The organism is Burkholderia sp. WP9, assembly GCF_900104795.1.
Lineage (GTDB): Bacteria > Pseudomonadota > Gammaproteobacteria > Burkholderiales > Burkholderiaceae > Paraburkholderia.
This window is the reverse complement of record NZ_FNTG01000001.1, coordinates 2,046,189-2,070,528: the sequence shown is the minus strand read 5'-3', so window position 1 is coordinate 2,070,528 and position 24,340 is coordinate 2,046,189. Positions and strand designations below refer to the sequence as shown.

The window sequence follows — 24,340 nt, the reverse complement described above, 5'->3', positions numbered from 1 at the left end:
ACGTGCTTACGGGGTTTTGCGTTTGCGGCCCGTCATGCGGTCCAATAGATGGCGCAGCGTCATGCAACCTTGCCGTTGAAGTTTGGTCATGCGTTCACCCACTCGCGTGAAGTCTCTGTACCTCGTGCGAAGGGGCACATTTTGTCGACGCTTCGCTAAATGCGGTGCCGGACACGAGCGTGAAAAAGCGGCGACTCGTCCTCAAGAACGACAAATCGTTGCCGTTAGAGCGTACAGAGGTTTTGCGAAAGCAAAAATTGAACGCTCGTTGCGCATCGACGACCCATTGCCGCTGAGAAGCATCCTAAAATGCGCGACTAGACCAGATTTCCCGAGGAAACGGCGGCAAGGACATACCGTCGGGCCCGGGGGATTGACAAGAACTAAATGATGCGACATTCCGCTACGGAGGCGCTGTGATTCGGAACTGGCTTGGCGGTGTGTTATTGGCGACATGTTGCGTGGGCAACGTTTTTGCCGCGGGGCCGGATTGTTCCCGGCCCTTCACGCTCGGATTGCACGACCACGGCCTGCTTTATTCGCTCGATACCGATAGCGGTATCGACAAGGATTTCGCCGATGAGTTGATCCGGCGTAGCGGCTGTCAGATCAAGGTCAATCTGATGTCGCGCGCGCGTATCTGGAAGCTGATCGAGTCGGGCGCGCTCGATTTCAGTCTCTCCGGCATCGCGAATGACGAACGCAACCAATATGCTTCGTTCGCATGGTACTTCAGCAACAAATATTATCTGCTCGTGCGCAAAGACGCGGGTATTCATGACGTCGCGGAGTTCCAGCGCGATGATCACGCCCAACTCGGTGTGATTCGCAGTTTTCGCTACAGCGATTCCGCCAATGAACTGGTCGACAAACTGACTTCGGAAAACCGGGTAAGCCAGGCAGGGGGACTCGAACCGCTCTATCAGGCGCTCATTCTTCGGCATATCCAGGGCATGATTATCGAGCCATTCGACTATCCCGCGCTGGAAGAGAAGAAGATCCGCGACGTGACGACGATCATCGAATTCAACGATCCCTCCGTGCCGCACGGACTGATCATGTCGAAGAAATCGCTCCCGGAAGCCGAACGCAGGAAGTGGCGGGCGTTGGTGGACGAAATGCGCGCGGACGGGACGGTGCGCCGCATCTTTGAGAAGTACTTCAGGCCGGAACTGGCCGATGCCATGGTGAACTTCAAGGCGACGCCGTGATCCGGCTGCGCACCGTCCTGTTACCGCTGCTCGTGTTGAGCGCGTCGCTGTGCGTCACGTGGATGGTATGGAACCACGAGCGGCAAGCGACCAGCAAAGAACTGCGCACCCAGTTTGATTACACTCTGGGCGATGCCGTTAGCCGCGTCGAACAGCGCATGGCGACCTACGAGCTCATGTTGCGAGGTGTGCAGAGTCTGTTCGCCGCGAACGGAATGATCGACCGCGACAGGTTCCGGCGCTATGTCGGCGCGCTGAATCTGGACGCGAATTTTTCCGGCGTCCATGCCGTCGGCGTCGTCGAATGGGTGCCTGCGGCGCACAAGGCGAGCCACGTGGCGAGAATGCGCGAGGAAGGCATTGCCGGCTATACGATCGAGCCCGCGGGGCAGCGCGAGGACTATGCGCCGGTCGTTCAGCGCGAGCCCTATGTCGGCCTCGCACGCAGTTCGCCCGGCTTCGACGCGTGGAACGATCCGGTGCGGCGCGCCGCCATGGAGCGGGCGCGCGACTCCGGCATGGCGGCGCTTTCGGGAACGGTGCATCTGTCGGTCGACATGGATTCGGACCGGCGGCCGGGGTTCATCATGTACCTGCCGATCTACGCCGCCGGCGAAACGCAGGAGAACGCCGCGCAGCGCCGGGCCCACATTACGGGTTGGGTCTATGCATCGTTCCATATGCACGATGTGATGGCGAGCCTCTATGGCGAACAGCCGGCCGGCGTCTCGCTGGCCGTCTACGACGGCGTAGCGCCATCGGACGCAGCGCTTCTGTATCGCACCTCGGCAGCGAGCAGCCGGCATGCGCCGGCGCTGATTTCGGCCAACGAATACCTGGTCGTGGACGGGCGCGACTGGACACTGTCGATGAACGCCTCCGACGAATTTCGCTCCCGGCTAGGGAGCAACGCCGAGATGCTGATTGCGGGCGCCGGCATTGGCTTGAGCCTGTTGCTGGCCCTTCTGACGTGGCTCATGGTGACAGGGCGGGAGCGCGCTATCCGGCTGGCTTCGGCCATGACGCGGGAGCTGCGCGAAAGCGAAGAAAAGTTTCGTGCGATTGCCGACTGCACGGTGAACCTGGAGATCTGGTGGGGACCGGACGGGAAACCGCGCTGGATCAATCCGTCCGTCGATCATTACACAGGCTACACAGTCGACGAATGCATGGCCATGCCTAACTTCGCGCGCACGCTGATCCATCCGGACGACATAGCGCGCGTTGCGCCGGAGTTTCAGAAAGGGCTTCAGGGCTTTCGCGGCGACGATCTCGAGTTTCGTTGCGTGCGCAAGGATGGCTCGCTACTCTGGCTTTCAGTGTCATGGGTTCCGATCAGCAATGCGAGAGGAGACTTCGTCGGTTTTCGCACGAGCGGGCGCGATATCACCGAGCGCAAGAAGTCCGAGGAGAAGATCCGGGAGCTGGCCTTCTACGACACGCTGACCCGCCTGCCCAATCGCGCGCTGCTCCTGGACCGCCTGAGAGAGTCGATGTTGGCGAGCCGCGAGAACAACGTGTGCGGCGCGCTGATGTTCATCGATCTCGATCACTTCAAGACGTTGAACGATACGCTCGGACATGACAAAGGCGATCTGCTCCTGCGGCATGTTGCGTATCGGCTGTCCAGCAGCGTCAACAAGGGAGACACCGTCGCGCGGGTGGGCGGTGACGAGTTCGTTGTGGTGCTCGGCAATCTGAGTCTGGACAAGGCGGCCGCCACTGCGGAAACCGAAGCGGTAGGCGAAAAGATTCTCGCCGTGCTGGGCAGAACGTATCAGCTCAATGGCGTTCAGTTCCGCAGTACCGCGAGCATCGGCGTCACCGTCTTCAACGGCGAGCAGACCTCCACCGACGAACTGTTCAAACAGGCCGATCTGGCCATGTATAAATCCAAGGAGCGTGGCCGCAACGCCATGTGCTTCTTCGATCCCGCAATGCAGACCACCGTGCTGAAGCGGGCCGAGCTCGAGGTAGGGCTGCGCGACGCGATCGAGGAGAACCGTTTCGTTCTCCACTATCAGGCGCAAGTCGTGGACGGCGGCTATATAGCGGGTGCCGAGGCGCTCGTGCGTTGGGAGCATCCTGCGTGCGGCCTGATAGCGCCGGGCGAGTTCATTCCGCTGGCGGAGGAGACGGGCCTCATCCTGGAGATTGGGCGAACCGTACTGGAGTCTGCCTGTGCGCAACTCGCGCTGTGGGCAACGCAGCCGTCCATGGCGCATCTGTCGATCGCAGTGAACGTCAGCGCCCGGCAATTTCGCGAACCGGACTTCGTGGAAAGCGTGCTGGCAGTCATCAATCGAAAAGGGGCGAGGGCGGACAGGTTGAAGCTGGAACTGACCGAAAGTGTTCTCGTTGAAAACGTCGAGGACATCATCGAAAAAATGGACGCCCTGCGGGCCCGCGGCGTGACTTTCTCGCTGGATGACTTCGGGATTGGATACTCGTCGTTGTCTTACCTGAAACGATTGCCATTGGACCAGTTGAAAATTGACCGCTCTTTCGTGCGCGATATTCTGGAAGACCCTAATGACGCCGACATTGCGAGAACCATTGTGGCGCTGGCGCGCAGCTTCGATCTTGGCGTGATCGCCGAGGGCGTCGAGACTGAAGCGCAGAGAGACTTTCTTGCCGTAGCAGGATGCCATGCCTATCAAGGTTTCTTTTTTTGCGAGCCGCTTCCGATCCAGGGTTTCGAGCAGTTCGTGCAGAACTTCGGGTCCAGTGGGCAGAGGGAAGTCTGGCCGCGGGGGCGGGATGAGAGAAACGTCGATTCGGGCTCGATGACCTGAGCGATATTGCGCAACGCACAATCGTACGATCGTTTCTGAATATTACAATCCCGCGTATTTCTGTAATCTGTAGAATGCGCGAATGGAAACACACAGCATTCGAGACGCAAGCTCTTTGCGCTACGTAGCCGGCCTCGACGGACTTCGGGCCATTTCAATGCTGCTGGTCGTGCTGTTTCATTACACGAGCTATTTTTCCAGCCGCCTCGCGGGGCTCGACGGTGCATGGCCCGCCATCGTGCGTATTGCGTCGACCGGCTGGATCGGCGTCGACGTGTTTTTCGTGATTTCTGGCTTTCTGATCACCACCACGTTATTGAAGAGGCCGGTCGACTCGGTCGCGTCATACTCGACATTCATTCGGCGCCGTGCAATCAGGTTGCTGCCGGCCTACGTCGCAAGCCTGCTGATATTCACGCTTGTTGCGCTACTGCTCGATCCGCATAGCAAGGTATTGAAAAACGAGTATCTGCTATGGACATTCACAGCCAGCCTGCAGTCGCTGCTGGGTGACCGGGTCGCGCTTGCCGATCAGCATTTTTCCATGGCGCATTTCTGGACACTGGCGGTGGAGTGGCACTTCTACCTTGTCTTCCCCATTCTCGTCGCCCGTTGTCGCTCGTACTTTCGCCCGGCGGTGGCGCTGTTGCTGATCGCGATAGCTTTCAGAGTGATATGCCATTTCGCCGGGATATCCGACAACGGCATCTATACATTCACGCTTTGCCGGATCGACTCGATCGCGGCAGGTTGCCTGCTGGCACTCGTGCCGGCCCGCATTGGCCGCAGGCAGTCAGCAGCGGCGGCGGTGCTCGGCGCGGTGATCTTCATATCGATCTGGTTTGCCCTGGCGCTTGCAGACGTCCCATTCAAGACGCTGGCGTGGCTTCAGACTTTTGGCTATACCCTACTGGCGGTCTCGCTCGCGTTGATGATGTACCGGGTCATCCATTCCTCCCAGCGCTCAATGATCGTGCGTGCGCTGGAATTCAAGCCCCTTGCGGCAATGGGGCGCGCAAGCTATAGCCTGTACATCTGGCATTTGCCCTTTTATCCGGCCATCGTGCTGGCCGCGCAAAACAACTTCACAGATGCCAGGCTCGCCTATCTGGTCGCGGCACTGACCGGCGTCCTGATGACGGCGGCGCTCGGAGGTCTCTCTTATCTGTTCGTGGAATCCCGGTTTACCCGCGCGCGCCCGACCGTGCTTGCCTGAAGACGGAGTGCCGTCGCGCCGCAACGCGTTGCCCGTGCTGCCGATTCTCCTCGATCGGCCACGTCATGTCACCACGGTAAGACTTGCCGCGCGGGGCCGTACAGCAAAACCGATCATCTTGCTCTAAACTGGCTGCCGCCCAAGCAAGCCCAATCAAGACCAAGATACTCATGCCGCCAGAGCCCGCCGACCCATCCGGTTCCTCATCCGTTAGTTTGCCGAAACAGCCTGCATTTCAACGTTTCTGGTGCACCCGCATCCTCTCGTCGCTGTCCTTCCAGATGCTCGCCGTGGCGATGGGCTGGCACATCTACGCGCTCACCCATAGCGCCTTCGCACTGGGCCTCGTCGGCCTCGCGCAATTTCTGCCGATGTTCGTGCTGACGCTCGTCGTCGGCCATGTCGCCGACCGTTACGACCGCCGGCGGATCGCGGCCATCTGCCAGAGCCTCGAAAGCGTCGCAGCATTGCTGTTCGCCGTCGGCACGTTCGGCGGCTGGATTAGCGCGCCGGTCATCTATGTGCTGGCCGCATGCGTCGGCGCGGCGCGCGCCTTCGAGTCGCCCGCGGTGGCTTCGCTGTTGCCGGGCGTCGTTCCGCGCGGACAGTTGCCCAAAGCGACGGCCTGGGCCACGTCCGCGAATCAGACCGCGCAGATCGCGGGTCCGGCGCTGGGCGGTCTGCTTTACGGCATTGGCCCCGGCGCGGCCTATCTCGCCTGCACGCTGTCGTTCGCCGCCGCCGCCACGGCCGTGTGGGGCATTCCGCTGCGGGCCAGGCCGGCGAACCGCGCGCCCGTCACGCTCGACTCGGTTTTTTCGGGCATTGCCTTCATTCGCAAGGAGCCGGTCATTCTCGGCGCGCTGTCGCTCGATCTGTTTGCCGTGCTGTTCGGCGGCGCGACCGCTCTGCTGCCGGTCTTCGCGCGCGATATCCTGCACACGGGGCCGCTTGGCCTCGGGCTGTTGCGCTCGGGTACGGCCATCGGCGCGCTCGCGGGCACCATCTGGCTCGCGCATTTCCCGCTGCGCAACCGCCCCGGCGCGGCGATGTTCGGCGGCGTGATCGCGTTTGGCGCGGCCACGGTCGTGTTCGGTCTGTCGCATCAGTTCTTTGTGTCACTCGCCGCGCTCATGGTGCTGGGCGCGTCGGACACCATCAGCGTGGTAGTGCGCCTGTCGCTCGTGCAACTGCGTACGCCGGACGAAATGCTGGGGCGCGTCAGCGCGGTCAATTCGCTTTTCATCGGGACGTCGAATCAATTGGGCGAATTCGAGTCCGGTGTGACGGCGGGGTGGTGGGGCGCGCAGCCGGCTGTCCTGGTTGGCGGCGTGGCGACCATCGCGGTTGCTCTGCTGTGGATGCGCTTTTTCCCGGAACTCAGGCGCACCCGCTCGCTGGAGCGTGAACAGGAACTGGCGCCGAGCCACTGATCGCCGCAGGCGGCGCAAGGATATGCCGCGGCTCGCGCGACGCCTGCGTGCGCATGATTCGGCACGGGGCTTCACCCGCTATGATGATGACATCGTCACTCGGCTCCTCTCATCATGCGCATTGCCCCATTGCCTCCGCTCCAATGCCTGGTCGCATTCGAATCGGCCGTACGGCATGCCAGTTTCACTAAAGCGGCCGCGGAACTGCATCTGACGCAGAGCGCGATCAGCCGCCAGATCGCGCAACTTGAAGACTTCCTCGGCCGCTCGCTCTTCGTGCGTGAGCACCGCGCGCTACGTCTGACGATCGCCGGTGAAGGTTACGCGAAGCACGTGCAGTGGCTGCTTGCCAATTGCTCCGAGGCCACGCTGGATGTGATGAAGCGCTACGGCGATATGGAATTGACGATTGCGTGTTCGTCCGGCGTCGCGGTGCTATGGCTCACGCCGCGGCTCGGCGCGTTTCGCGCGGCACACCCGAACGTCAAGGTCAGGATGATCGTGCGCGACGGGCTCGCGTCGCTATCGCCCGCGGAATTCGATGTGGGCCTGTACTACATCCGCCAGCGCGCCGAGCCGCATTTCGCCGCGCGCCGCCTGTTCGACGAAGACGTGTACCCGGTATGTTCGCCGGGATATCTCGCCGGCCGGGTGCTGCAACCCGCCGATCTCGTGCACGAAACCTTGTTGATGCAGGAAGACGGCCAGCGGCAATGGATGTCGTGGTCCGAATGGTTCCGTCTCAATGATGTGCAGATGCCGGCTTCGCCGCAGGCGGTGGTCGTCAATCATTATCCGCAGCTCGTGCAGATGGCGATCCTCGGCGAGGGCGTGGTACTTGGCTGGCGGCACATGATCGACGCATGCCTGAGCGAAGGACTGCTGGTGCGCGCCACGCAGGCGTCGGCGAGTCACGGTGGCGGCTATTACGTCGTGTCGCCGAATGACCGCTCGCAGAACCAGGCGGCGCGCCTCTTCACGCGCTGGGTGTTCGAACAGGCCGAAGCACAGACGGGCAGGGCGCCGGGCTGAAACAGGCATGCATGCGCTACACGCATGCATGCATGCGAATCTTTCGTTTCGAAAACAAATCAGGTCTCTCTAGCATCGGGGTTATGCAAGCGAAAGCGCCATTCGATCATGGCGTGGCGCGATGCGACTATCGCCGACAGGCAGCCAGATGAGGAAAGGGACCATGCAAGGAACGCTTTCATCCAACCTTCCACTCTCCGTGGATACGCTCGCGCGGCAACGGCGCCGCGCCATTATCGCCACGGTGCTCGGCAATGGGCTCGAGTGGTTCGACTTCACCGTCTATAGCTTTTTCGCGGTCATCATCGCGAAGCTGTTCTTCCCGACCGGCAATGAGCTGACCTCGCTGCTGCTCGCCGTGGCCACCTTCGGCGTGGGTTTTTTCATGCGTCCGGTGGGCGGCATCGTGCTCGGCGTGTACTCGGATAAAGTCGGACGAAAGGCGGCGCTCTCGCTGACCATTCTGTTGATGGCGGGCGGCACCGCGCTCATCGGCCTCGCGCCGACCTATGACCAGATCGGCTTGTGGGCGCCGGTGCTGATCGTGGTCGCGCGCTTGTTGCAAGGCTTTTCAGCGGGCGGCGAGATGGGCAGCGCGACCGCGTTCCTCACGGAATACGCGCCGCAGGACAAGCGCGCGTTCTATTCGAGCTGGATCCAGGCGAGCATCGGCTTTGCCGTGTTGCTGGGCGCCGCCGTCGGCACGTTCGTGACGGCGAGTCTGAGTGCGGACTCGCTGCATTCGTGGGGCTGGAGAATGCCGTTTCTGATCGGCATTCTGATCGGGCCGGTCGGCTATTTCATTCGCAGCCGCATGGACGAAACCCCCGCGTTCAGCGCGGTGGCCGAAGAAGCCAAAAACGATTCGCCGCTTGCCGAAGTGTTCCGTACCTTTCCGCGCGAGACGTTCGCCAGCTTTTCGATGGTGATTCTGTGGACCGTTTGCACCTATGTGCTGCTGTTCTATATGCCGACCTATTCGGTGCGTACACTGCACTTGCCGCAATCCACCGGTTTTCTTGCCGGCATGCTCGGCGGCCTGATGATCATGTGCTTCTCGCCGGTAGTCGGCAAACTTGCTGACCGCTTCGGCCGCCGCCGTTTTCTCTCGGGCGCCGCTGTCTCGATCCTGCTGCTCGCCTGGCCGATGTTCGCCTATATCAACCGGGCACCGGGCCTCGCTTCGCTGATGGTGTTCCAGGGCGTGTTCGGCGTGCTGATCGCGACCTACACCGGCCCGATCCTCGCTGCATTCTCCGAGCTGTTTCCGACCAAGGTGCTGTCGACGGGCCTCTCCGTCGCCTATAACTTCGCCGTGACGATTTTCGGCGGCTTCGCGCCGTTCTTCATCACGTGGCTGATTGCTTCGACCGGCAGCAATATGGCGCCCGCGATCTACGTGATGATCGCCGCGACCATCAGCCTGGTGGGTACGTTCTTCGTGCGCGATCCGCGCCGGGCCGGCACCTGAAGCGGCGGGTCCGGCCGAGGTTGGCCGGACGCATTTCCTCATCAAGTCAGGAAGATATCAATGAGCATTACGGTAATCAGCGGCGGCAACCTACTCGATCTGGTCCAGGGCGTGTTGATCGAGCATCAGCATGTCGTGATCGAAAACGGCCATATCGTCGAAGTCACCGATCGTCCCGTCGATCTGCCCAACGCGCGCGTGATCGATGCCCGCGGCAAAACGGTGATGCCCGGTCTGATCGATTGTCACGTGCACGTATTGGCTTCGCGCGCGAACCTCGGCACGAACGCGGCGCAGCCGAATATCCTCACCGCGATTCGCGCGCTGCCGATTCTGAAGGCCATGCTCGGCCGCGGCTTTACGAGCGTGCGCGATGCGGGCGGCGCGGACTGGGGTTTGACGCAGGCGCTGGAAAGCGGGCTGGTGCCGGGGCCGCGTATTTTCCCGTCGGGCAAGGCGCTCTCGCAGACGGGCGGACACGGCGATTTCCGTCCGCGTGGCGACATGCTCGAACCCTGCTCGTGCTGTTTTCGGGCGGGCGCGATTGCGCGCGTGGTCGACGGCGTGGATGCGGTGCGGCTTGCCGCGCGTGAAGAGATTCAGAAGGGCGCCACGCAGATCAAGATCATGGCCTCGGGCGGCGTCGCTTCGCCGACCGATCCGATCGGCAACACGCAGTACTCCGAGGATGAAATTCGCGCGATCGTCGCCGAGGCCGAGGCGGCCAATACCTACGTGATGGCGCACGCGTACACGGGCCGCGCGATCTCGCGTGCGATTCGCTGCGGCGTGCGCACCATCGAGCACGGCAACCTCGTCGACGAAGCCGCCGCGAAGCTGATGCGCGAACACGGCGCGTTCGTGGTGCCGACGCTGGTTACGTATGATGCACTGGCCAGACACGGCGCCGATTATGGTTTGCCGGCCGACTCGATCGCCAAGATCGAAACCGTGCGGCAAGCTGGGCGCGATTCGCTGCAGATCTATGCGAATGCCGGCGTGCCGATGGGATTCGGTTCGGACCTGCTCGGCGAAATGCACACGTTTCAGAGCGACGAGTTGCGCATTCGCGCCGACGTGCTCGGCAATCTGGAAGCCTTGCGTTCTGCCACGACGATCGCTGCGGAGATCGTCGATCCGAGCGGCAAGCTGGGCGTCATCAAGGCGGGCGCGATTGCCGACATCCTCGTGGTCGACGGCGATCCGCTCAAGGACATCGGCGTGCTGACCGGGCAGGGCGAACGCCTCGAGTATGTGTTTCAGCGAGGCGAAGTGGTGAGCGAGCGCGGCAGCGTTGCATCGCGCTGATCGGCACACGTGGGTTTTGGCGCGGGCCGTTGTTTCAGGCCCGCGCGGCGCTCACGCGCAGTGCGGTCCATCGCACCGTCGCCAGAATCGATGCCGCGACGATCAAGGCGCCGCCAACCCAGGCGGTCACCGAGACTCGTTCACCCAACCACAGGCACGCAAACAGCGCCCCGAACGCCGGTTCGCTGCCCATCAACAGCGAAACGCGTGTGGGGCTGCTGCGCTTGATCGCGAAGTTCTGCGCGAAGAACGCGAACAGCGTGCACGCGAGCACCAGATACCCCACATAGCCCCAGAAAGCAGCGTGCCCCGCAATCGCGGGCATCGGCTGCCACTGTTTCGGCGCGAATAGCCAGGCGGCCGCGGCGCTGCCGAACGCCACCACACCCGACTGAACCGCGGTCACCGACAAAGGCGGCAGGGCCGAATCGCGCATCGCGCGTTTGGTCACGCACACCGTCAATGCGCGCAGCAGGGCGGCGAACAGAATCAGCGCATCGCCCGGATTGAAACTGAGTGCGCCGTCGCCGGCGAGCAGCCATGCGCCGAGCAGGGAGAGCGCCACCGCCAGCCATTCGACGCGGCTCGGCCGGCGCTTGAGCAGCAACCATTCGACTATCGGCGTCAGCACCACACATAGGCTGATCAAAAAGGCGGCGTTGGCTGCGCGCGTCATCAGGATCCCGAAGGTTTCGCACAGGAAGATGCCCAGCAGCAGCGCGCCGGCAATGAACACGCCGCGCAGCGTGCGGGCGTCCGCAGCGCGCAGGTGGCGCAGGGCCGGCGCCAGGATCACGAAGGTGATGCCGAAGCGCAGCGCCAGCAAACCCAGCACCGGATAAAACTCCAGCGCACTCTTGACCACGCCGTAACTGGTGCCCCACACCACGGCGACAGCGAGCAGCATCAGATCGGACAGCATGAGCAGGCGTTCCTGTTTCGACATGGCGAACCTCGAGCTAAAGAGCCCGTATTGTCGAACTTTGCGTCACGCGTGATAATCGGGTCATCGCGCACAGCGTTTATGTCGCGAATGCATTAATAGACCGCTCCCACTCACGGATCCCGACGATGACCCCAACGGAGCTTTTCGCCTTGCTGCCGGATATGGCGGTGTTCGCGCGTGTCGTCGATGCCGGCAATTTCTCGGTGGCGGCGCGGCAACTCGGCAGCACGCCGTCCACGGTCAGCCGTCAGATCAAGCGGCTCGAAGACGCGCTGGCGACCCGCTTGCTCGAGCGCTCCACGCGCACGGTGCGGGTCACGGAATCGGGTGCTCAGGTGGCGCGCTTCTGCCGCGACATGGTGAGCGCCGCGTCCGGTGCGGTCGACGCGGCAGGGCAACTGGCCGGCAAACCGCAAGGCAGGGTCAGCTTGAGCGCGCCGACCCAGTTCGCAAAGTCCGTGATCCACCCGCTCGTTCCAGGCTTTCTGCGCGCTTACGACGAGGTGGACCTGCAACTCCTTTTCGCCGATCAGGACATCGACCCGCTAGCCGACGATGTCGATCTGGTGATACGTCTGACCGAACATCCGCCGCAGGGTCTCGCGGGTCGCCGACTGGGCGCGGTGCGCTGGCTGCTGGTGGCGTCGCCCGCGTATTTGAGCGAACGCGGCACGCCGGCGCAGCCGCGCGACCTGCTGAAACACGCGTGCATCTACCTCGGCGAGACTGCCGACGACAACCGCTGGCGCTTTCGCCGCGGCACGGAGACACAGAGTGTCGATGTGACAGGGCGCTACATCGCCAATCATGCCGGCGCGCGGGTTGAAGCTGCGCTGCAGGATTTCGGCATTGCATGCGTACCGGAGTTCGCCGTCTCGGAGTCGCTGTCGAGCGGCGAACTCATACAGGTCTTGCCGGAATGGAAACTCGAAGCGCGCGCGTATGTGGGCTCGGTGTGGCTGCTGTATCCGCCGAACCGATTTTTGCCGCCGAAGGTGAGGGCATTGATCGACTATCTCGTCGAGCATCTTCACGATGCGCTTGATACTGCATGAGAAACATTGCGCGCGTGCTGAATAGCGAGGACTTGCCACGCTGTGATGGTCCGAAAGTGAGGCGAACGTAGAATCGCCCGCGTCATCCACGATTCGATGCTGCCGCAACGATTAAACCGATCACGAGGAGAATGAGCATGAGCTTGCGCACTACCGGGCCGATTGCGGCGACTGTCTATCGCGGCGATTCGATTGAGAACACGCATCTGGCTCACGTCGCGGTGGTCGACGCGGATGGGCGCTTGCTGGCGTCATTCGGCGATCCGTCGCGCGTGACGCTGGCGCGTTCGGCGGCCAAGCCGGCGCAAGCGCTGGCGGTGCTGGAAACCGGCGCGTTGGAACGGTTCGGCTTCGACGAAGCCGATCTCGCGTTGATGTGCGGCTCGCACAGCAGCGAGCCGCGCCACATCGAACGCACGCGACACATGCTGGCCAAGGCGCATGCGAGCGAAGCGGACTTGCGTTGCGGCGGCCATGCGCCGTTATCCGACGCGGTGTACGTCGATTGGCTCAAGCGCGACTTCAAACCGGGCGGTGTATGCAGCAACTGCTCCGGCAAACATGCGGGCATGCTGGCGGGTGCGCAGTCGATCGGCGCGGCGATAGCGGGTTACGAGCGACCCGAGCATCCGTTGCAGGTGCGGGTGAAACACACGGTCGCGGACGTATGCGATTTACCCGACGATGCAGTGCAATGGGCCACGGACGGCTGCAATCTCCCGACACCGGCCTTTCCGCTCGATCGCCTGGCACGTTTGTTTGCGAAGCTCGCTGCTGCGCAGGACGTGGTATCGAAGGAGGCGACCGCCACACCGCGCACGAAAGCGCTTGCCCGAATCTACCGCGCGATGACGACCTATCCCGAGTTGGTCGCGGGCGAGGGCCGCTTCTGCACGCAGTTGATGCAAGCCTTCGATGGCGGCCTGGTCGGCAAGGTTGGTGCGGACGGTAGCTACGCGATAGGTGTGCGGGCCTCGGCGCAGACGGAGAGGGCGGGCGCGAGCGGCGCACTGGGTATTGCGGTGAAGATCGAGGATGGTAACGTCGGCATCCTGTACGCGGTGGTCGCCGAATTGCTGGCGTTGCTCGACATTGGAACGCTGGAGCAACGCACGAAACTTGCGGCGTTTCATAGACCGAAGATGTTGAACACCATGGGCATTGAAACGAGCCGGCTGACTTTTTCGGTCACGCTCAGCCGCTCAAAGGAGCACGGAGTGCAATGAACGATCGCGGCGGTGCGCGCGGCGCGGCCAGAAGAATGACTGCCTTGTCTTCGGGGTGAAGCTGCGGGAACGCTGATTCCACACGCGCAACTACCGTGACTGAGCGGGGATACGCAATGGAGCTAGCGGTGCAAAGCCGCTTGGAACGACGCTTCGCATAGAAACGCCAGAAAGGGTACAACGGGATACTGTTCTCATGGAATTGCCCGCGATCCAAAACTGATCGATTAAAGCCATAACGTGCATCAGACCGCGCTGGTTCAATTGAGAGACGATTTACCGGAGGCGCAGGAAAAGACGAAATGTCTGTCAGTGGCTACGGCGGGGAGTTGAATGAAACGTCGTGGCAGCCTGTCCTGTGGTGTCCTGGAAGCGAGGCGCAAAAAAAATAGATTGAGATATGCGTCGCGCATGCCCATTTCCTTTTTCGGACCAGTCTTATAGGAACTGCGCTCCATTGCCGCGAGTCTTGATGGTCTTGTTAATCACAAGCGGGAGACGGCACATGAAAAATAAGGATAACAAAGAGGTATTGCATCTGTTCAAAGATTGGCCCACCAACGCGATTTAACTCCGCCAAGCGTAGACAAACTATGAGACGACGCATTGCAGTGGTCGGCGACACGTTGAGCAGCGGCGGCCGGATTCCGCGCTCGACGGGGATATCGTCCTGTGCCAATGTCCAACTCCGCCTCACGTTACTGCGAGCCTCGCCGGCGAGTCGTGGTGCGATGACCGGGCCGAAGAATTCACGCATAGCGTGAATCCCCCTGGTATGAACGGGGCGACAGCCGACAAGCAGCCCGATCGCTACGATGAGCAATTTTCGCTACTCGACGCGGCTGGTAGCGCGCTACCGAAGACGTATTACACGGTGTTCTTGCCATCGGGCTACCGCGTCCACGGTGTAAAGGATTCGCAGGGCCGAACTAGTCGCCATCATACGGATAGCGCGCAATCCATACAAATCCACCTCGGCCACAAGGAGGAGCACTAATGCCTGATGCACTTGCAACCGCAACAACCAACACCGATCCGAATTCCTCTGTTACGGTGTACACGGACCGATTTGCCAAGCCGTGGATTGTCAGTAGTGGTGGCCTTTCCTTTATTTCTGTGTGGGAGTCGGGGCTACTGAACGGCGTGAACTTTCAAGGGCACTACGTCACGGAGGGTTTTATTTTGCAAGCGTATCTGGATAACGCCGGCATTCCAACGGTTGGGTGCGGGCACCGGATATTACCCACAGACCATATCCAGGTTGGACAGTCAATATCACTGGAGCGGGCGCGGGGCTTTAAGAGGCGGGATGTCGAACGAATGGAAAGAAGACTGAATAGTGATGTAATGGTGCCGCTATTTCAATTTGAATATGATGCTCTTGTTAGCATCGTTTATAACTGCGGCGCGGGCGACGGCGCAACAGGCATAATCCAGAAAGTGAACACTGGGCACTACCGGGCAATGTCTGACTTCATTTGTACCTACCGAGTGGGACACAATCGCGGGTTGCCGCAAAGGCGATATTCGGAGGCACGTCTTTTCGCGTCGGGGGTCTACGATGCCTCTCATTAGCAAAGCGATTATTTTTTGCGTTGTCTTCGCAGGGCTTTGCAACGTGGTCATGGCGAACCCGGATCAAGAGTGTCTAAAACATCTCGGCGGCGGATACGGAGACACCTTATGTTATGGCAATCTAAGCGCCGATTTAGCCAGGAACAACAAGAAGATTTATGAAAATGTTCGTGCGAAGATACCAGTGGCGAATTCTCACGCGAAGCTACTGGACGCATACATGTCTGCACAAGACAATGCACTGAAATTCTGTGAATTGCAGCGCGACGCAGGCGCGGGATGGGAGAGAAGTTCAGATGGTTCCATGTTTCCAGCGCTCTATGGCGAATGTGTTTACAACGTCCGCAAGGCGCAGAATAAATTTCTGACGGATCTTCTGGAAATGTCAAAATGGTGAGAGTGCGCAGAATAACAATTGCCACGCAAGCCATCTACCGGCATTGGTTGGATTGCCAGCTTCGGTGAGCCAATGTCCTGTTAAATTTCATCACAACGCTAGTGCTCTTGCTTTAGCATGATCGTTTGAGTCTGCCGGTCCACGAACAGGACATGCCGATGGCGACCTTCCCCGTCATCCGACGCTGTTATGAAATGCAGTGGACCGGAGCCCCAAAAAACGCCTCGTTTTCCTGAGTTACCGAAGAAGCAGAAGGCCATCCGTAATACAAGGCGCTTGCGGCCTGCAGATCAGGCTGTTCGAGGGTTTACCAGGCATCGCCTCACCGAAAGGAAGACTCAAACAACACCTTCAGCCGAAGGCACGACCCCCAGCGCATTCCGAATCGCATTAGCCAACTCAGCAGCGGCAAACTTGGCCACATACCCATTAGCCCCGGCATTTTTCACATGCGCCTCGTTAGCCGCCCCGGTAAGCGAAGAATGAATAATGACCGGAATATCCCGAGTCCGTTCATCCGCCTTGATCTGCCGGGTCAGCATGAACCCGTCCATCTCAGGCATCTCGAGATCGGTCAAAACCAGCGCAATACTATCCTTCACCCGCGTTCCATTGGACGCGGACTCCCGAGCAACCTGCTGCAAGGTATTCCACGCTTCTTCCCCGGTCTTGGTCATGACAAAGTCAGCCCCAATCGCGCTCAAAGCCTGCTCGATGAGCTTGCGAGCAAACCCGGAATCATCAGCAGCAAGAATCTTCGCCCCACGCCGGATACCCAACGCCTCTCCCACCGAAGCGGGATCGACACTCGGATGCTGTGACGGAAACACGTCACGCAATACCTGCTCCACATCGATTACCTGAGCGAGCCGCGAGTCACCCGTATTGCCGTCGATTCGCGCAATACTCGTGACAAGATTGCCGCCGGCCGCGCCCTCGGCGGACAACACCTGGTTCCACTCCAGCCGCACGATATCGTCGACTTCCTCGACCGCGAACGCCTGCGTGGAGCGCGCGAATTCCGTCACCAGCAAGATGTTCAGACCGCGCGTCGGCTCGCAGCCCATCAGCCGCGGCAAGTCGATAACGGGGATGATCTGCCCGCGAATGTCCACCGCGCCCATCACGAACGGCGACGAACCGGCGATCGGCGTGACCGCCGGCATCGTCGAGATTTCGCGCACCTTGAAGACGTTGATGCCATAGAGCTCGTGCGCGTCGCTGCCGGGCACGGAGCCCAGCCGGTATAGCAGCAGCTCGAATTTGTTGGAACTCGTCAGGTTGCTGCGTTCGTCGCTTGCTCGGTGTTCTACTGCCATTGCATCTCTCCAGGGTTGCGGTGCGTGTGATGCGCCATACAACCGTTACGTTCGATCCCTGGCGCGCGCCCTACCTTTCTGTTATCGGCGCGGCGCGCGGAAAATTCAGCGTTTGCACGCTGTTTTCCTCGCATTCTCTGGTTAACACGCAGTCTATAGCCGAGCCACCACGTGAACACGAAGGGGCGCGACCCCGCTGGTCGCGATACACGACCGCCAGGACATTCATATGAAGGTTACCTGCGGTTACAGAAGCGACAGCGTCGTATCACATGGTCCACAGCATGGCTCCTAGAATGCACAGCGATAAAAGCGTGGCGCCGTCAGTGACTGGAAAGCTGGCTGAAAGGTCATTGTGCAGCCGGCATGCCCCCCGATGCGCACACGCATTGCCGTTGTTTCGCTTCCACCTCAAGGAGAACGTATGATCCGCTTGCCTCTCGCCACCCTCAGCAGCGCCTGCATGGCTGGTCTGCTCATCGTCGCCACTGCGGCCAATGCGCAAAGCTCGCCCGCAGCACCCGCAGCGGATGCCGGCCGTCTGCATGCCGCCGATCAGACGTTCATCGCGGACGGCACCAAGGCCGTCGCAACGCAGCGCGACGCCGCACGCATCGCCACCTCGCGCTCGACCGACCGCGACGTCAAGGCGTTCGCCGAACGTGTCTCCACCGACAATGCGAAAATCTCCGACGCGCTGCGCGCAGCCAGCCCGCGCGGGGTCGATGTGCCGAAGAACGATCCCGACGCGGCCGTGCTCGCGAGCATCAATAACCTGCGTGGCGCCGAGTTCGACAAGGCCTATATCGAACAGGTCGCGCTCGCCGGTGAGCAGAAAGCACTGTCCGCATTTCAGGCGGAAATCGCTTCGGGCCGCGACGAACAGTTGAAGGACGCGGCAAAGAAGGCGCTGCCGACTATCCAGGAGCACTATGCAATGGCGCAGGATCTCGCCAAGCGCAAACATCTGTCGACTACCGCGCAGTAAGCGGCAAACGTTTTGCTACGCGTCACGTCGCGGCGTGACGTGACGCGACGCTTGACAGTTCGAATGCGCTGTTTTCGGCGATAATCGGCTTCGCTCTTTCGGAGTTCGCTGCGCGTGTGACCTCGCGCGACGCGCGCTCCGAAAGCTTCCCCGATTTTCACGCGCATTCGATCAAAGCTCTCCGCATGGGCAAGCCTGCCAATCTGCCACAACAGTTGGACCATATGCTTCGGCAAGCCGTCGGGCTCCAGCAGAACGGCGCATTCGCCGAGGCCGAAGAACTCTATCGCGAGATTCTCGAACTCAAACCCCGTCATTTCGACGCGCTGCAATTGCTGGGTGCGCTGGCGCTGCAAGCGGGCCGTCTGCAAGAGGGCGTCGAACTGCTCAGGAAAGCGCTTGCTGTCAACGCAAAGCAGGCGCCGATTCATTCGAACCTCGCCTATGCGTTGAACGCCTTGCAGCGTTTCGACGAAGCACTGCTGAGTGCCGATCGCGCACTGGCCTTGCAGCCAAAATTCCCTGACGCACTGAACAATCGCGGCACCGCGCAAGCCGGCCTGAACCGGCCGCTCGACGCGCTCGGCAGTTTTGATCGGGCGATCGCGCTGATGCCCGATTTCGCGCAGGCCTGGAACAACCGCGCCTGCGAGCTGCGCGATCTGGGCCGTCCCGCGGATGCGCTCGCGAGCTGCGAACACGCGCTCGCATTGCAGCCGAATTATCCCGATGCGTGGAGCAATCGCGGCAATGCGTTCAGCGATCTGAACCAGCCGGAGGAAGCCGAACGAAGCTACCGTCGCGCGCTCGAATTGGCCCCAGCGTTCGCCGATGCCTGGAACAATCTGGGTCTCACACAAATCGATCTCAACCAGCACGCGCAGGCGCTATCGAGTTACGAACGCGCACTGGCCGCGAATCCCGCGGCTGCCGAGACGCATTGGAACGCGTCGTTATGTCTGCTGCAAATGGGGCAATTCGAATCCGGTTGGCAGAAATATGAGTGGCGTTGGGAGCGCAGCCGGATCAAGGCAAGCCGGCGCACTTTTGCGCAGCCCCTTTGGCGCGGGGACTTTTCGATCGACGGCAAGACGATTCTGTTGCACGCGGAGCAGGGCCTCGGCGATACGCTGCAGTTTTGCCGTTATGCCGCGCTGGTGTCGAAGCTCGGCGCGAAGGTCGTGCTCGAAGTGCCGCCCGAATTGATGCGCATCATGCGCACGCTCGACGGCGTGGACCAGTTGATCGAAGCCGGCCAAACGCTGCCGGCATTCGATTGCCACTGTCCGCTGCTGAGCTTGCCGCTCGCGTTCAAAACAGATATCGACAGCATTCCGTCTGCCACGCCTTATCTCTTCGCGGATGCCGAAGCGGCTCGCCAATGGCACGATCGAATTCACGTGGCAGACGACGGCCGCCTGAAAGTCGGACTCGTGTGGGCAGGCGGAAACCGGCCGCATGTCGCGGAGCTTCGCAAGAACGATGCGCGCCGCTCGATCGCGCTCGAGCGATTTGCGCCGATTCTCGATGTGCCGGACGTGCGGTTCTTCAGCCTGCAAAAAGGGCCGACGGCACAGCAACTCGATAACGCCGGGTTGAGTGGCCGCATCGTCGATTACACAGAAGAGCTGGGCGATTTCGCCGACACGGCGGCATTGGTCGCAAACCTCGATCTGGTGATTTCCGTGGACACGTCCACGGCTCATCTGGCCGGCGCGCTCGGCAAGCCGGTCTGGATTCTGAACCGCTTCGACACCTGCTGGCGCTGGATGCTGGAGCGCGCCGATACGCCGTGGTATCCGCGTGCGAGGCTGTTCAGGCAACCCGCATTGGGCGATTGGGACAGCGTGATGCAGGCCGCGCGCGACGCGCTGGCCGCGTCGAGCGCACCGGCTATGGGCGCCGCTCACTCGCGATAGCGATACCGATCTCGCTCCCGGCGCGTTTGCTCGGACGCGCGTAGACTGATCGTCCGTTTATCGACGGTCAAGCCACGGAGATTCATCAATGGAATACAGACATCTGGGTGCATCCGGTTTCAAGGTGCCGGTGCTGAGTTTCGGCACGGGCACATTCGGCGGCAAGGGCGAATTCTTTCAGGCGTGGGGCGCGACCGACGTCGCCGAGGCGCGTCGGCTGCTCGACATCTGCTTCGATGCGGGCGTCACCATGTTCGACACCGCGGACATCTATTCGAGCGGCGCGTCCGAATCGGTGCTCGGTGAAGCGCTCAAGGGCAAGCGCGACAAAGCGATCATCTCGACCAAGGCGACCTTCCGTTTCGACGATGGGCCGAACAGCGTCGGCTCTTCGCGCTTCCATCTGATCCAGGCGGTGGACGCCGCGCTCAAGCGCTTGCAAACCGATTACATCGACCTGTTCCAGTTGCACGGCTTCGACGCCAGAACGCCGGTCGCCGAAGTGCTCTCGACGCTCGACGATCTGGTGCGTGCCGGCAAGATCCGTTATACCGGCGTGTCGAATTTCTCCGGCTGGCATCTGATGAAGTCGCAGGACGTAGCGGACCGCTACGGTTATCCGCGCTACGTCGCGAATCAGACCTACTACTCGCTGGTGGGCCGTGATTATGAATGGGAACTGATGCCGCTCGGCGTCGATCAAGGCGTGGGCGCGGTGGTGTGGAGTCCGCTAGGCTGGGGGCGTCTCACGGGCAAGATCAAGCGCGGCCAGCCGTTGCCCGATTCGAGCCGCTTGCATAAAACCGCCGATATGGGGCCGCCGGTGCCGGACGAGTACCTGTTCCGCGTGCTCGATGCGATCGACGAGATAGCCGGCGAAACCGGCAAGACCGTGCCGCAGATTGCGTTGAACTGGCTGCTGCAACGGCCGACCGTGTCGACGGTACTGATCGGTGCGCGCAACGAGGAGCAATTGCGGCAGAACCTGGGCGCGGTAGGCTGGAATCTGACGCCTGAGCAGGTGGCCAGGCTCGACGCGGCGAGCGCCGTGCGTCCTGCTTATCCGTACTGGCATCAGGAAGGATTCGCGGAACGTAATCCGAAGGCGGTGTAGGTCAGCGCGCTCATTCGGAAATGGCCTGCATGGCGGGCGCTCCGGTTCGGCGTCGCCTCGCGAGTTCGGCCGGAGCGGTGAAAAGTTCGCGGTAGTGACAGTGGCCGGACGCTTCAGGCGATGCCGCCATTCGCTCGTAAAATCTGACCGTTCACCCAGCCCGCATCCGGTCCGGCGAGGAACGCCACGACCGACGCAATATCGTCCGGCTGACCGAGACGTTGCAGCGGCGGCATCTTCGCGAATGTCTGGATCTGCTCTTCAGTCTTGCCGTCGAGGAACAGCGACGTCGCGATCGGCCCCGGCGCCACCGCGTTGACGGTGATGTTGCGGCCGCGCAGTTCCTTGGCGAATACGTGCGTGAAGGCTTCGACCGCCGCTTTGGTCGCGTTGTAGATCGCGTAGCCAGGCATGTTCAACGCGAGTGCTGTGCTCGAAAAATTGACGATGCGTCCGCCATCGTTCATGCGGGCGGCGGCTTCCCGCAAGGTGTTGAAAGTGCCGCGCACGTTGATGTCGAAGGTCTGGTCGTAGAGCGCGTCGCTGGTGTCGGCGAGCGGCATGGTCTTGAGCACGCCGGCGTTGTTGACCAGCACGTCCACCTTGCCTAGTTGCTGTTCGGTGATCTCGAACAGGCGGCGCACGTCGTCGGCGTTCGATACGTCGGCCTTCACCGCAACGGCTTGCGCGCCGGCAGCAGCGAGTTCCGCCACGAGTGCGTCGGCTTCGGCCGAGCTGGACGCGTAATTGACCGCGACGGCGAAGCCTTCTTTGGCCAGACGTTGCGCGACCGCCGCGCCGATGCCGCGCGATGCGCCGGTCACGATGGCGACTTGAGTATGGGCAGGCTTGTTCATGAGGCGTTCCCTTGGTCCGGTGAGTAGATGAGCTGAATCATGGACGCTTTTCGCCCATAGATAATCCGGTTAGACTGGCCATCATCATTCCATTTGCTTTAACAATGGGCGCGCAGCCCGCCCGCCAGGCACCGAACATGGATCGTTTTGAGGAAATGCGCGTTTTCGTGCGGATCGCCGAGCGGCAGAGCTTCACGCGCGCCGCGGACGATCTGCAGATTCCGCGCGCCACCGTGACCAACCTGATGAAGCGCATGGAGCAGCGGCTCGGCGCGCGGCTGCTCGAACGCACCACGCGTACGGTGCGCCTCACGCACGACGGCGAGGCGCACTACCGCCGCTGTGTGCGGCTGATTGCCGACATGGAAGAGGCGGAGGGCTCGTTTTCGAACCTCGCGCCCAAGGGACTGCTGCGGGCGAATTTGCAGGGCACGCTGGCGCGGCACTTCGTGGTGCCCGCGCTGCCGGCGTTTCTCGCGCGCTTTCCCGAGATCGAATTGACGATCGGCGAAGATGACCGGTTCGTCGACCTGGTGCGCGAGGGTGTGGATTGCGTGCTGCGGGCAGGCAATCTGCAGGATTCGACGTTGGTGGGGCGCCGCGTTGCGCAACTTGCGCAAGTCACCGTCGCGAGTCCGGCGTATCTCGCAGCCTATGGCGAGCCGGCCGATCCGGCGGCGCTGTCCGCGCATCGGGCGGTCAATTATGTGTCGAGTGCAACGGGCAAGGCCGTACCGCTCGAATTCAACGTGGCGGGGCGAATCGTGGCGACGGTGCTGCCGTCGGCGGTGTCGGTGACCGGCACCGAACTCTATACCGGCTCGGCGCTTGCCGGGCTCGGTATCGTGCAGGTGCCGCAATACCGGGTCGCGGCGGAACTGGAAGCGGGCCAGTTGAAAATCATTCTTGCGGACTTTCCGCCACCGCCGATGCCGGTGTCCGTGCTGTATCCGCAGAACCGTCAGTTGTCGTCGCGAGTGCGGGTGTTTGCGCAGTGGTTGAGCGACATCTTCAGCCCGCGTCGCGCGGCGGCTTGAACGTCTGGCGTCAGCCCATACGCCGGGCCGCACGCAATCGCGCGGCTTTTTATGCGGGCGGCGCGGCTTCTCGTGGGATCATACGCGCCGTGCGGGGCGATTCTGCTTTTGCACGGTACGGCACAAAAGGAGCAGGGCAATGATCGATGGACTGGTGGGCGGGCGGTTGTACGGCGAGGCGCAGATCCGCACGGGGCAGAACGGCAGGCGTTTCGTGACCTGCAAGGTGCGCGCGACCACCAACGACGGCGACACGATTTTCGTCAACGTAATTGCCTTTGACGACGACGTGCAAACCGCGCTGCTCGCGTTGAGCGACGCGGACAGCGTAGCGCTGAGCGGCACCTTGACGCCCAAGGTCTGGACCGACAAGAACGGGCTCGTCAAACCCGCGGTGGATATGGTCGCCCACAAGCTGCTAACGGCCTACGAAGGACGCCGCGAAGCGGACGAGTGACGCGTGGCTCCCGGCGCACCGCCAGCATCGCTGAGATACTCGACAAAGCGCTCGGCGACAGGCTCCGCGTCGCCGCTTCTGCGCAACAGAAGCACTTGCGATGACAGCGTCTCGCCCGTTAGCGGCAAAAAACACACGCGCGGATCCTGCACCTGGCGCAACGTGTACGGCACCAGCGCAACGCCCATGCCGAAGCCGACCATCGTCACGACGGTCTGCCACAAGCGCGCCTCATGGCGAATCAGCGGACTGAATCCTGCTCCCACGCACTGCGCGATGATCAGGTCGTGATAGTGCGGCGACACGGTACGCGGAAACAGAATGAACGGTTCCTGCGCCAGCGCGCGCAGATCGACCTTGCGTTTGCGCGCGAGCGGATGAGCGGCGGGCAGACAGCACAGGAACGGCTCGGAGAAGATCGGCGTGGAAGTGACATCGGACGGGAAATTGCCCCAGTGCGCGCAACCCATGTCGATCTGCATCCGCTGGATTGCGTGCACCTGCTCGCTGGTGTTCATCTCCTTCAGGACGATTTCGACGCTGGGGTAATCGGCCTCGAAGCGTTTCACTGCTTGCGGCATGCCGCGGTACAGCATCGAATTCACGAAGCCGATGCGCAAGCGGCCGGCGAGGCCATGCGCCGAGCGAACGGTCATGCGTTGCGCTTCGCTCGCCTGCAATAACAGGCGGCGCGCTTCGCCGAGCAGCACTTGCCCGGCGTTGGTCAGCGACACGGTTTTGTTGGTGCGCGCGAGCAACTGCACGCCGAGTTGCTCCTCGAACTTGCGAATGTCGAAGCTGAGGGCGGGCTGCGAAATGAAGAGTCGCTTGGCTGCGCGGCCGAAATGCAACTCCTCGGCGACCGCGACGAAATAGCGCAACTGTTTCAGGTCCACGGCTGTCTCCCGGTTTCTTATCGATAATCTGTGTCTATCGTACCGGATATAGTTTGTATTAGACGATTATCGTCGGCGCTCATATGCT

20 protein-coding genes are annotated in these 24,340 nt (G+C 61.6%); 16 read left to right on the top strand and 4 right to left on the bottom strand.

The genetic code is table 11. The features are described from left to right. The first annotated feature begins 416 nt into the window (after window positions 1-416). The 7 genes from BLW71_RS09205 (at window position 417) to BLW71_RS09175 (ending at window position 10,466) form a co-directional block, all read left to right on the top strand. Window positions 417-1,211 (top strand): substrate-binding periplasmic protein, encoded by a 795-nt coding sequence (locus tag BLW71_RS09205; protein ID WP_091795408.1) that lies wholly within the window; start codon window positions 417-419, stop codon window positions 1,209-1,211. Further along, window positions 1,208-4,006: a bifunctional diguanylate cyclase/phosphodiesterase gene (locus tag BLW71_RS09200; RefSeq protein ID WP_091795406.1), complete on the top strand. Its 2,799-nt coding sequence runs from the start codon at window positions 1,208-1,210 to the stop codon at window positions 4,004-4,006. Before BLW71_RS09205 ends, BLW71_RS09200 begins: the two co-directional genes overlap by 4 nt. 82 nt (window positions 4,007-4,088) lie before the next feature. Further along, window positions 4,089-5,222 carry an acyltransferase family protein gene (locus tag BLW71_RS09195; RefSeq protein WP_091795404.1) on the top strand — a complete coding sequence of 378 codons (1,134 nt, stop codon included), beginning with the start codon at window positions 4,089-4,091 and terminating at the stop codon, window positions 5,220-5,222. Window positions 5,223-5,392: 170 nt separating this feature from the next. Further along, window positions 5,393-6,655, top strand: coding sequence for an MFS transporter (locus BLW71_RS09190; RefSeq protein WP_091795401.1), 1,263 nt, complete (start codon window positions 5,393-5,395; stop codon window positions 6,653-6,655). Window positions 6,656-6,769: 114 nt separating this feature from the next. After that, complete coding sequence (locus BLW71_RS09185) at window positions 6,770-7,687, top strand: LysR substrate-binding domain-containing protein (protein ID WP_091795399.1); 918 nt, start codon at window positions 6,770-6,772, stop codon at window positions 7,685-7,687. Window positions 7,688-7,850: 163 nt separating this feature from the next. After that, on the top strand, window positions 7,851-9,158 hold the full coding sequence (locus tag BLW71_RS09180; RefSeq protein WP_091795397.1) for an MFS transporter: 1,308 nt from the start codon (window positions 7,851-7,853) through the stop codon (window positions 9,156-9,158). Between the two features lie 60 nt (window positions 9,159-9,218). Continuing rightward, complete coding sequence (locus BLW71_RS09175; RefSeq protein WP_091795394.1) at window positions 9,219-10,466, top strand: metal-dependent hydrolase family protein; 1,248 nt, start codon at window positions 9,219-9,221, stop codon at window positions 10,464-10,466. 34 nt (window positions 10,467-10,500) lie between these two features. On the opposite strand, the gene BLW71_RS09170 is transcribed toward BLW71_RS09175, so the two are convergent. Beyond that, window positions 10,501-11,412, bottom strand: coding sequence for a DMT family transporter (locus BLW71_RS09170; protein WP_091795391.1), 912 nt, complete (start codon window positions 11,410-11,412; stop codon window positions 10,501-10,503). A 125-nt stretch (window positions 11,413-11,537) separates the two neighbouring features. Between BLW71_RS09170 and BLW71_RS09165 the strand changes: the two genes are divergently transcribed. The 4 genes from BLW71_RS09165 (at window position 11,538) to BLW71_RS09150 (ending at window position 15,665) form a co-directional block, all read left to right on the top strand. Beyond that, the gene (locus BLW71_RS09165) at window positions 11,538-12,467 is read left to right on the top strand and encodes a LysR family transcriptional regulator (protein WP_091795388.1); all 930 of its coding nucleotides are present in this window, start codon (window positions 11,538-11,540) and stop codon (window positions 12,465-12,467) included. Between the two features lie 131 nt (window positions 12,468-12,598). After that, window positions 12,599-13,693, top strand: a complete 1,095-nt coding sequence (locus BLW71_RS09160; RefSeq protein ID WP_502686817.1) for an asparaginase — start codon at window positions 12,599-12,601, stop codon at window positions 13,691-13,693. A 996-nt stretch (window positions 13,694-14,689) separates the two neighbouring features. Then, window positions 14,690-15,268, top strand: a complete 579-nt coding sequence (locus BLW71_RS09155; protein WP_091795383.1) for a lysozyme — start codon at window positions 14,690-14,692, stop codon at window positions 15,266-15,268. 49 nt (window positions 15,269-15,317) lie between these two features. After that, entirely contained in the window at window positions 15,318-15,665 is a 348-nt protein-coding gene (locus tag BLW71_RS09150) for a hypothetical protein (protein WP_286161957.1), read from the top strand. Window positions 15,666-16,003: 338 nt separating this feature from the next. Here BLW71_RS09150 and BLW71_RS09145 read toward each other — a convergent pair whose 3' ends face one another. Next, entirely contained in the window at window positions 16,004-16,984 is a 981-nt protein-coding gene (locus BLW71_RS09145) for a chemotaxis protein (RefSeq protein ID WP_091795377.1), read from the bottom strand. Window positions 16,985-17,408: 424 nt separating this feature from the next. Here BLW71_RS09145 and BLW71_RS09140 point away from each other — a divergent pair, with 424 nt between their 5' ends. The 3 genes from BLW71_RS09140 to BLW71_RS09130 all read left to right on the top strand — a co-directional run bounded on the left by BLW71_RS09140 (window position 17,409) and on the right by BLW71_RS09130 (window position 21,005). Next, window positions 17,409-17,972, top strand: a complete 564-nt coding sequence (locus BLW71_RS09140) for a DUF4142 domain-containing protein (protein ID WP_091795374.1) — start codon at window positions 17,409-17,411, stop codon at window positions 17,970-17,972. Between the two features lie 185 nt (window positions 17,973-18,157). After that, a complete protein-coding gene (locus BLW71_RS09135) occupies window positions 18,158-19,891 on the top strand; it encodes a tetratricopeptide repeat-containing glycosyltransferase family protein (protein WP_091800648.1) in 1,734 nt (577 codons plus the stop codon). 88 nt (window positions 19,892-19,979) lie between these two features. Then, entirely contained in the window at window positions 19,980-21,005 is a 1,026-nt protein-coding gene (locus BLW71_RS09130) for an aldo/keto reductase (protein WP_091795371.1), read from the top strand. Window positions 21,006-21,118: 113 nt separating this feature from the next. Here BLW71_RS09130 and BLW71_RS09125 read toward each other — a convergent pair whose 3' ends face one another. After that, on the bottom strand, window positions 21,119-21,862 hold the full coding sequence (locus BLW71_RS09125; protein ID WP_091795368.1) for an SDR family oxidoreductase: 744 nt from the start codon (window positions 21,860-21,862) through the stop codon (window positions 21,119-21,121). A 137-nt stretch (window positions 21,863-21,999) separates the two neighbouring features. On the opposite strand from BLW71_RS09125, the gene BLW71_RS09120 reads away from it, so the two are divergent. Next, window positions 22,000-22,899, top strand: coding sequence for a LysR family transcriptional regulator (locus tag BLW71_RS09120; protein WP_091795365.1), 900 nt, complete (start codon window positions 22,000-22,002; stop codon window positions 22,897-22,899). A 139-nt stretch (window positions 22,900-23,038) separates the two neighbouring features. Continuing rightward, on the top strand, window positions 23,039-23,356 hold the full coding sequence (locus tag BLW71_RS09115) for a single-stranded DNA-binding protein (protein ID WP_091795362.1): 318 nt from the start codon (window positions 23,039-23,041) through the stop codon (window positions 23,354-23,356). Here the strand turns inward: BLW71_RS09115 and BLW71_RS09110 are convergent. Next, window positions 23,326-24,252 carry a LysR family transcriptional regulator gene (locus BLW71_RS09110; RefSeq protein ID WP_091795359.1) on the bottom strand — a complete coding sequence of 309 codons (927 nt, stop codon included), beginning with the start codon at window positions 24,250-24,252 and terminating at the stop codon, window positions 23,326-23,328. The two genes, BLW71_RS09115 and BLW71_RS09110, sit on opposite strands and share 31 nt — an antisense overlap. Window positions 24,253-24,340 lie beyond the last annotated feature (88 nt).

Coding starts and splice junctions, on each gene's coding strand:
- BLW71_RS09155 (WP_091795383.1), top strand. CDS start 14,690: ATGCCTGATGCACTTGCAACCGCAACAACCAACACCGATCCGAATTCC.
- BLW71_RS09175 (WP_091795394.1), top strand. CDS start 9,219: ATGAGCATTACGGTAATCAGCGGCGGCAACCTACTCGATCTGGTCCAG.
- BLW71_RS09180 (WP_091795397.1), top strand. CDS start 7,851: ATGCAAGGAACGCTTTCATCCAACCTTCCACTCTCCGTGGATACGCTC.
- BLW71_RS09120 (WP_091795365.1), top strand. CDS start 22,000: ATGGATCGTTTTGAGGAAATGCGCGTTTTCGTGCGGATCGCCGAGCGG.
- BLW71_RS09140 (WP_091795374.1), top strand. CDS start 17,409: ATGATCCGCTTGCCTCTCGCCACCCTCAGCAGCGCCTGCATGGCTGGT.
- BLW71_RS09160 (WP_502686817.1), top strand. CDS start 12,599: ATGAGCATGAGCTTGCGCACTACCGGGCCGATTGCGGCGACTGTCTAT.
- BLW71_RS09130 (WP_091795371.1), top strand. CDS start 19,980: ATGGAATACAGACATCTGGGTGCATCCGGTTTCAAGGTGCCGGTGCTG.
- BLW71_RS09145 (WP_091795377.1), bottom strand. CDS start 16,984: ATGGCAGTAGAACACCGAGCAAGCGACGAACGCAGCAACCTGACGAGT.
- BLW71_RS09150 (WP_286161957.1), top strand. CDS start 15,318: ATGGCGAACCCGGATCAAGAGTGTCTAAAACATCTCGGCGGCGGATAC.
- BLW71_RS09195 (WP_091795404.1), top strand. CDS start 4,089: ATGGAAACACACAGCATTCGAGACGCAAGCTCTTTGCGCTACGTAGCC.
- BLW71_RS09165 (WP_091795388.1), top strand. CDS start 11,538: ATGACCCCAACGGAGCTTTTCGCCTTGCTGCCGGATATGGCGGTGTTC.
- BLW71_RS09185 (WP_091795399.1), top strand. CDS start 6,770: ATGCGCATTGCCCCATTGCCTCCGCTCCAATGCCTGGTCGCATTCGAA.
- BLW71_RS09190 (WP_091795401.1), top strand. CDS start 5,393: ATGCCGCCAGAGCCCGCCGACCCATCCGGTTCCTCATCCGTTAGTTTG.
- BLW71_RS09135 (WP_091800648.1), top strand. CDS start 18,158: ATGGGCAAGCCTGCCAATCTGCCACAACAGTTGGACCATATGCTTCGG.
- BLW71_RS09125 (WP_091795368.1), bottom strand. CDS start 21,862: ATGAACAAGCCTGCCCATACTCAAGTCGCCATCGTGACCGGCGCATCG.
- BLW71_RS09115 (WP_091795362.1), top strand. CDS start 23,039: ATGATCGATGGACTGGTGGGCGGGCGGTTGTACGGCGAGGCGCAGATC.
- BLW71_RS09170 (WP_091795391.1), bottom strand. CDS start 11,412: ATGTCGAAACAGGAACGCCTGCTCATGCTGTCCGATCTGATGCTGCTC.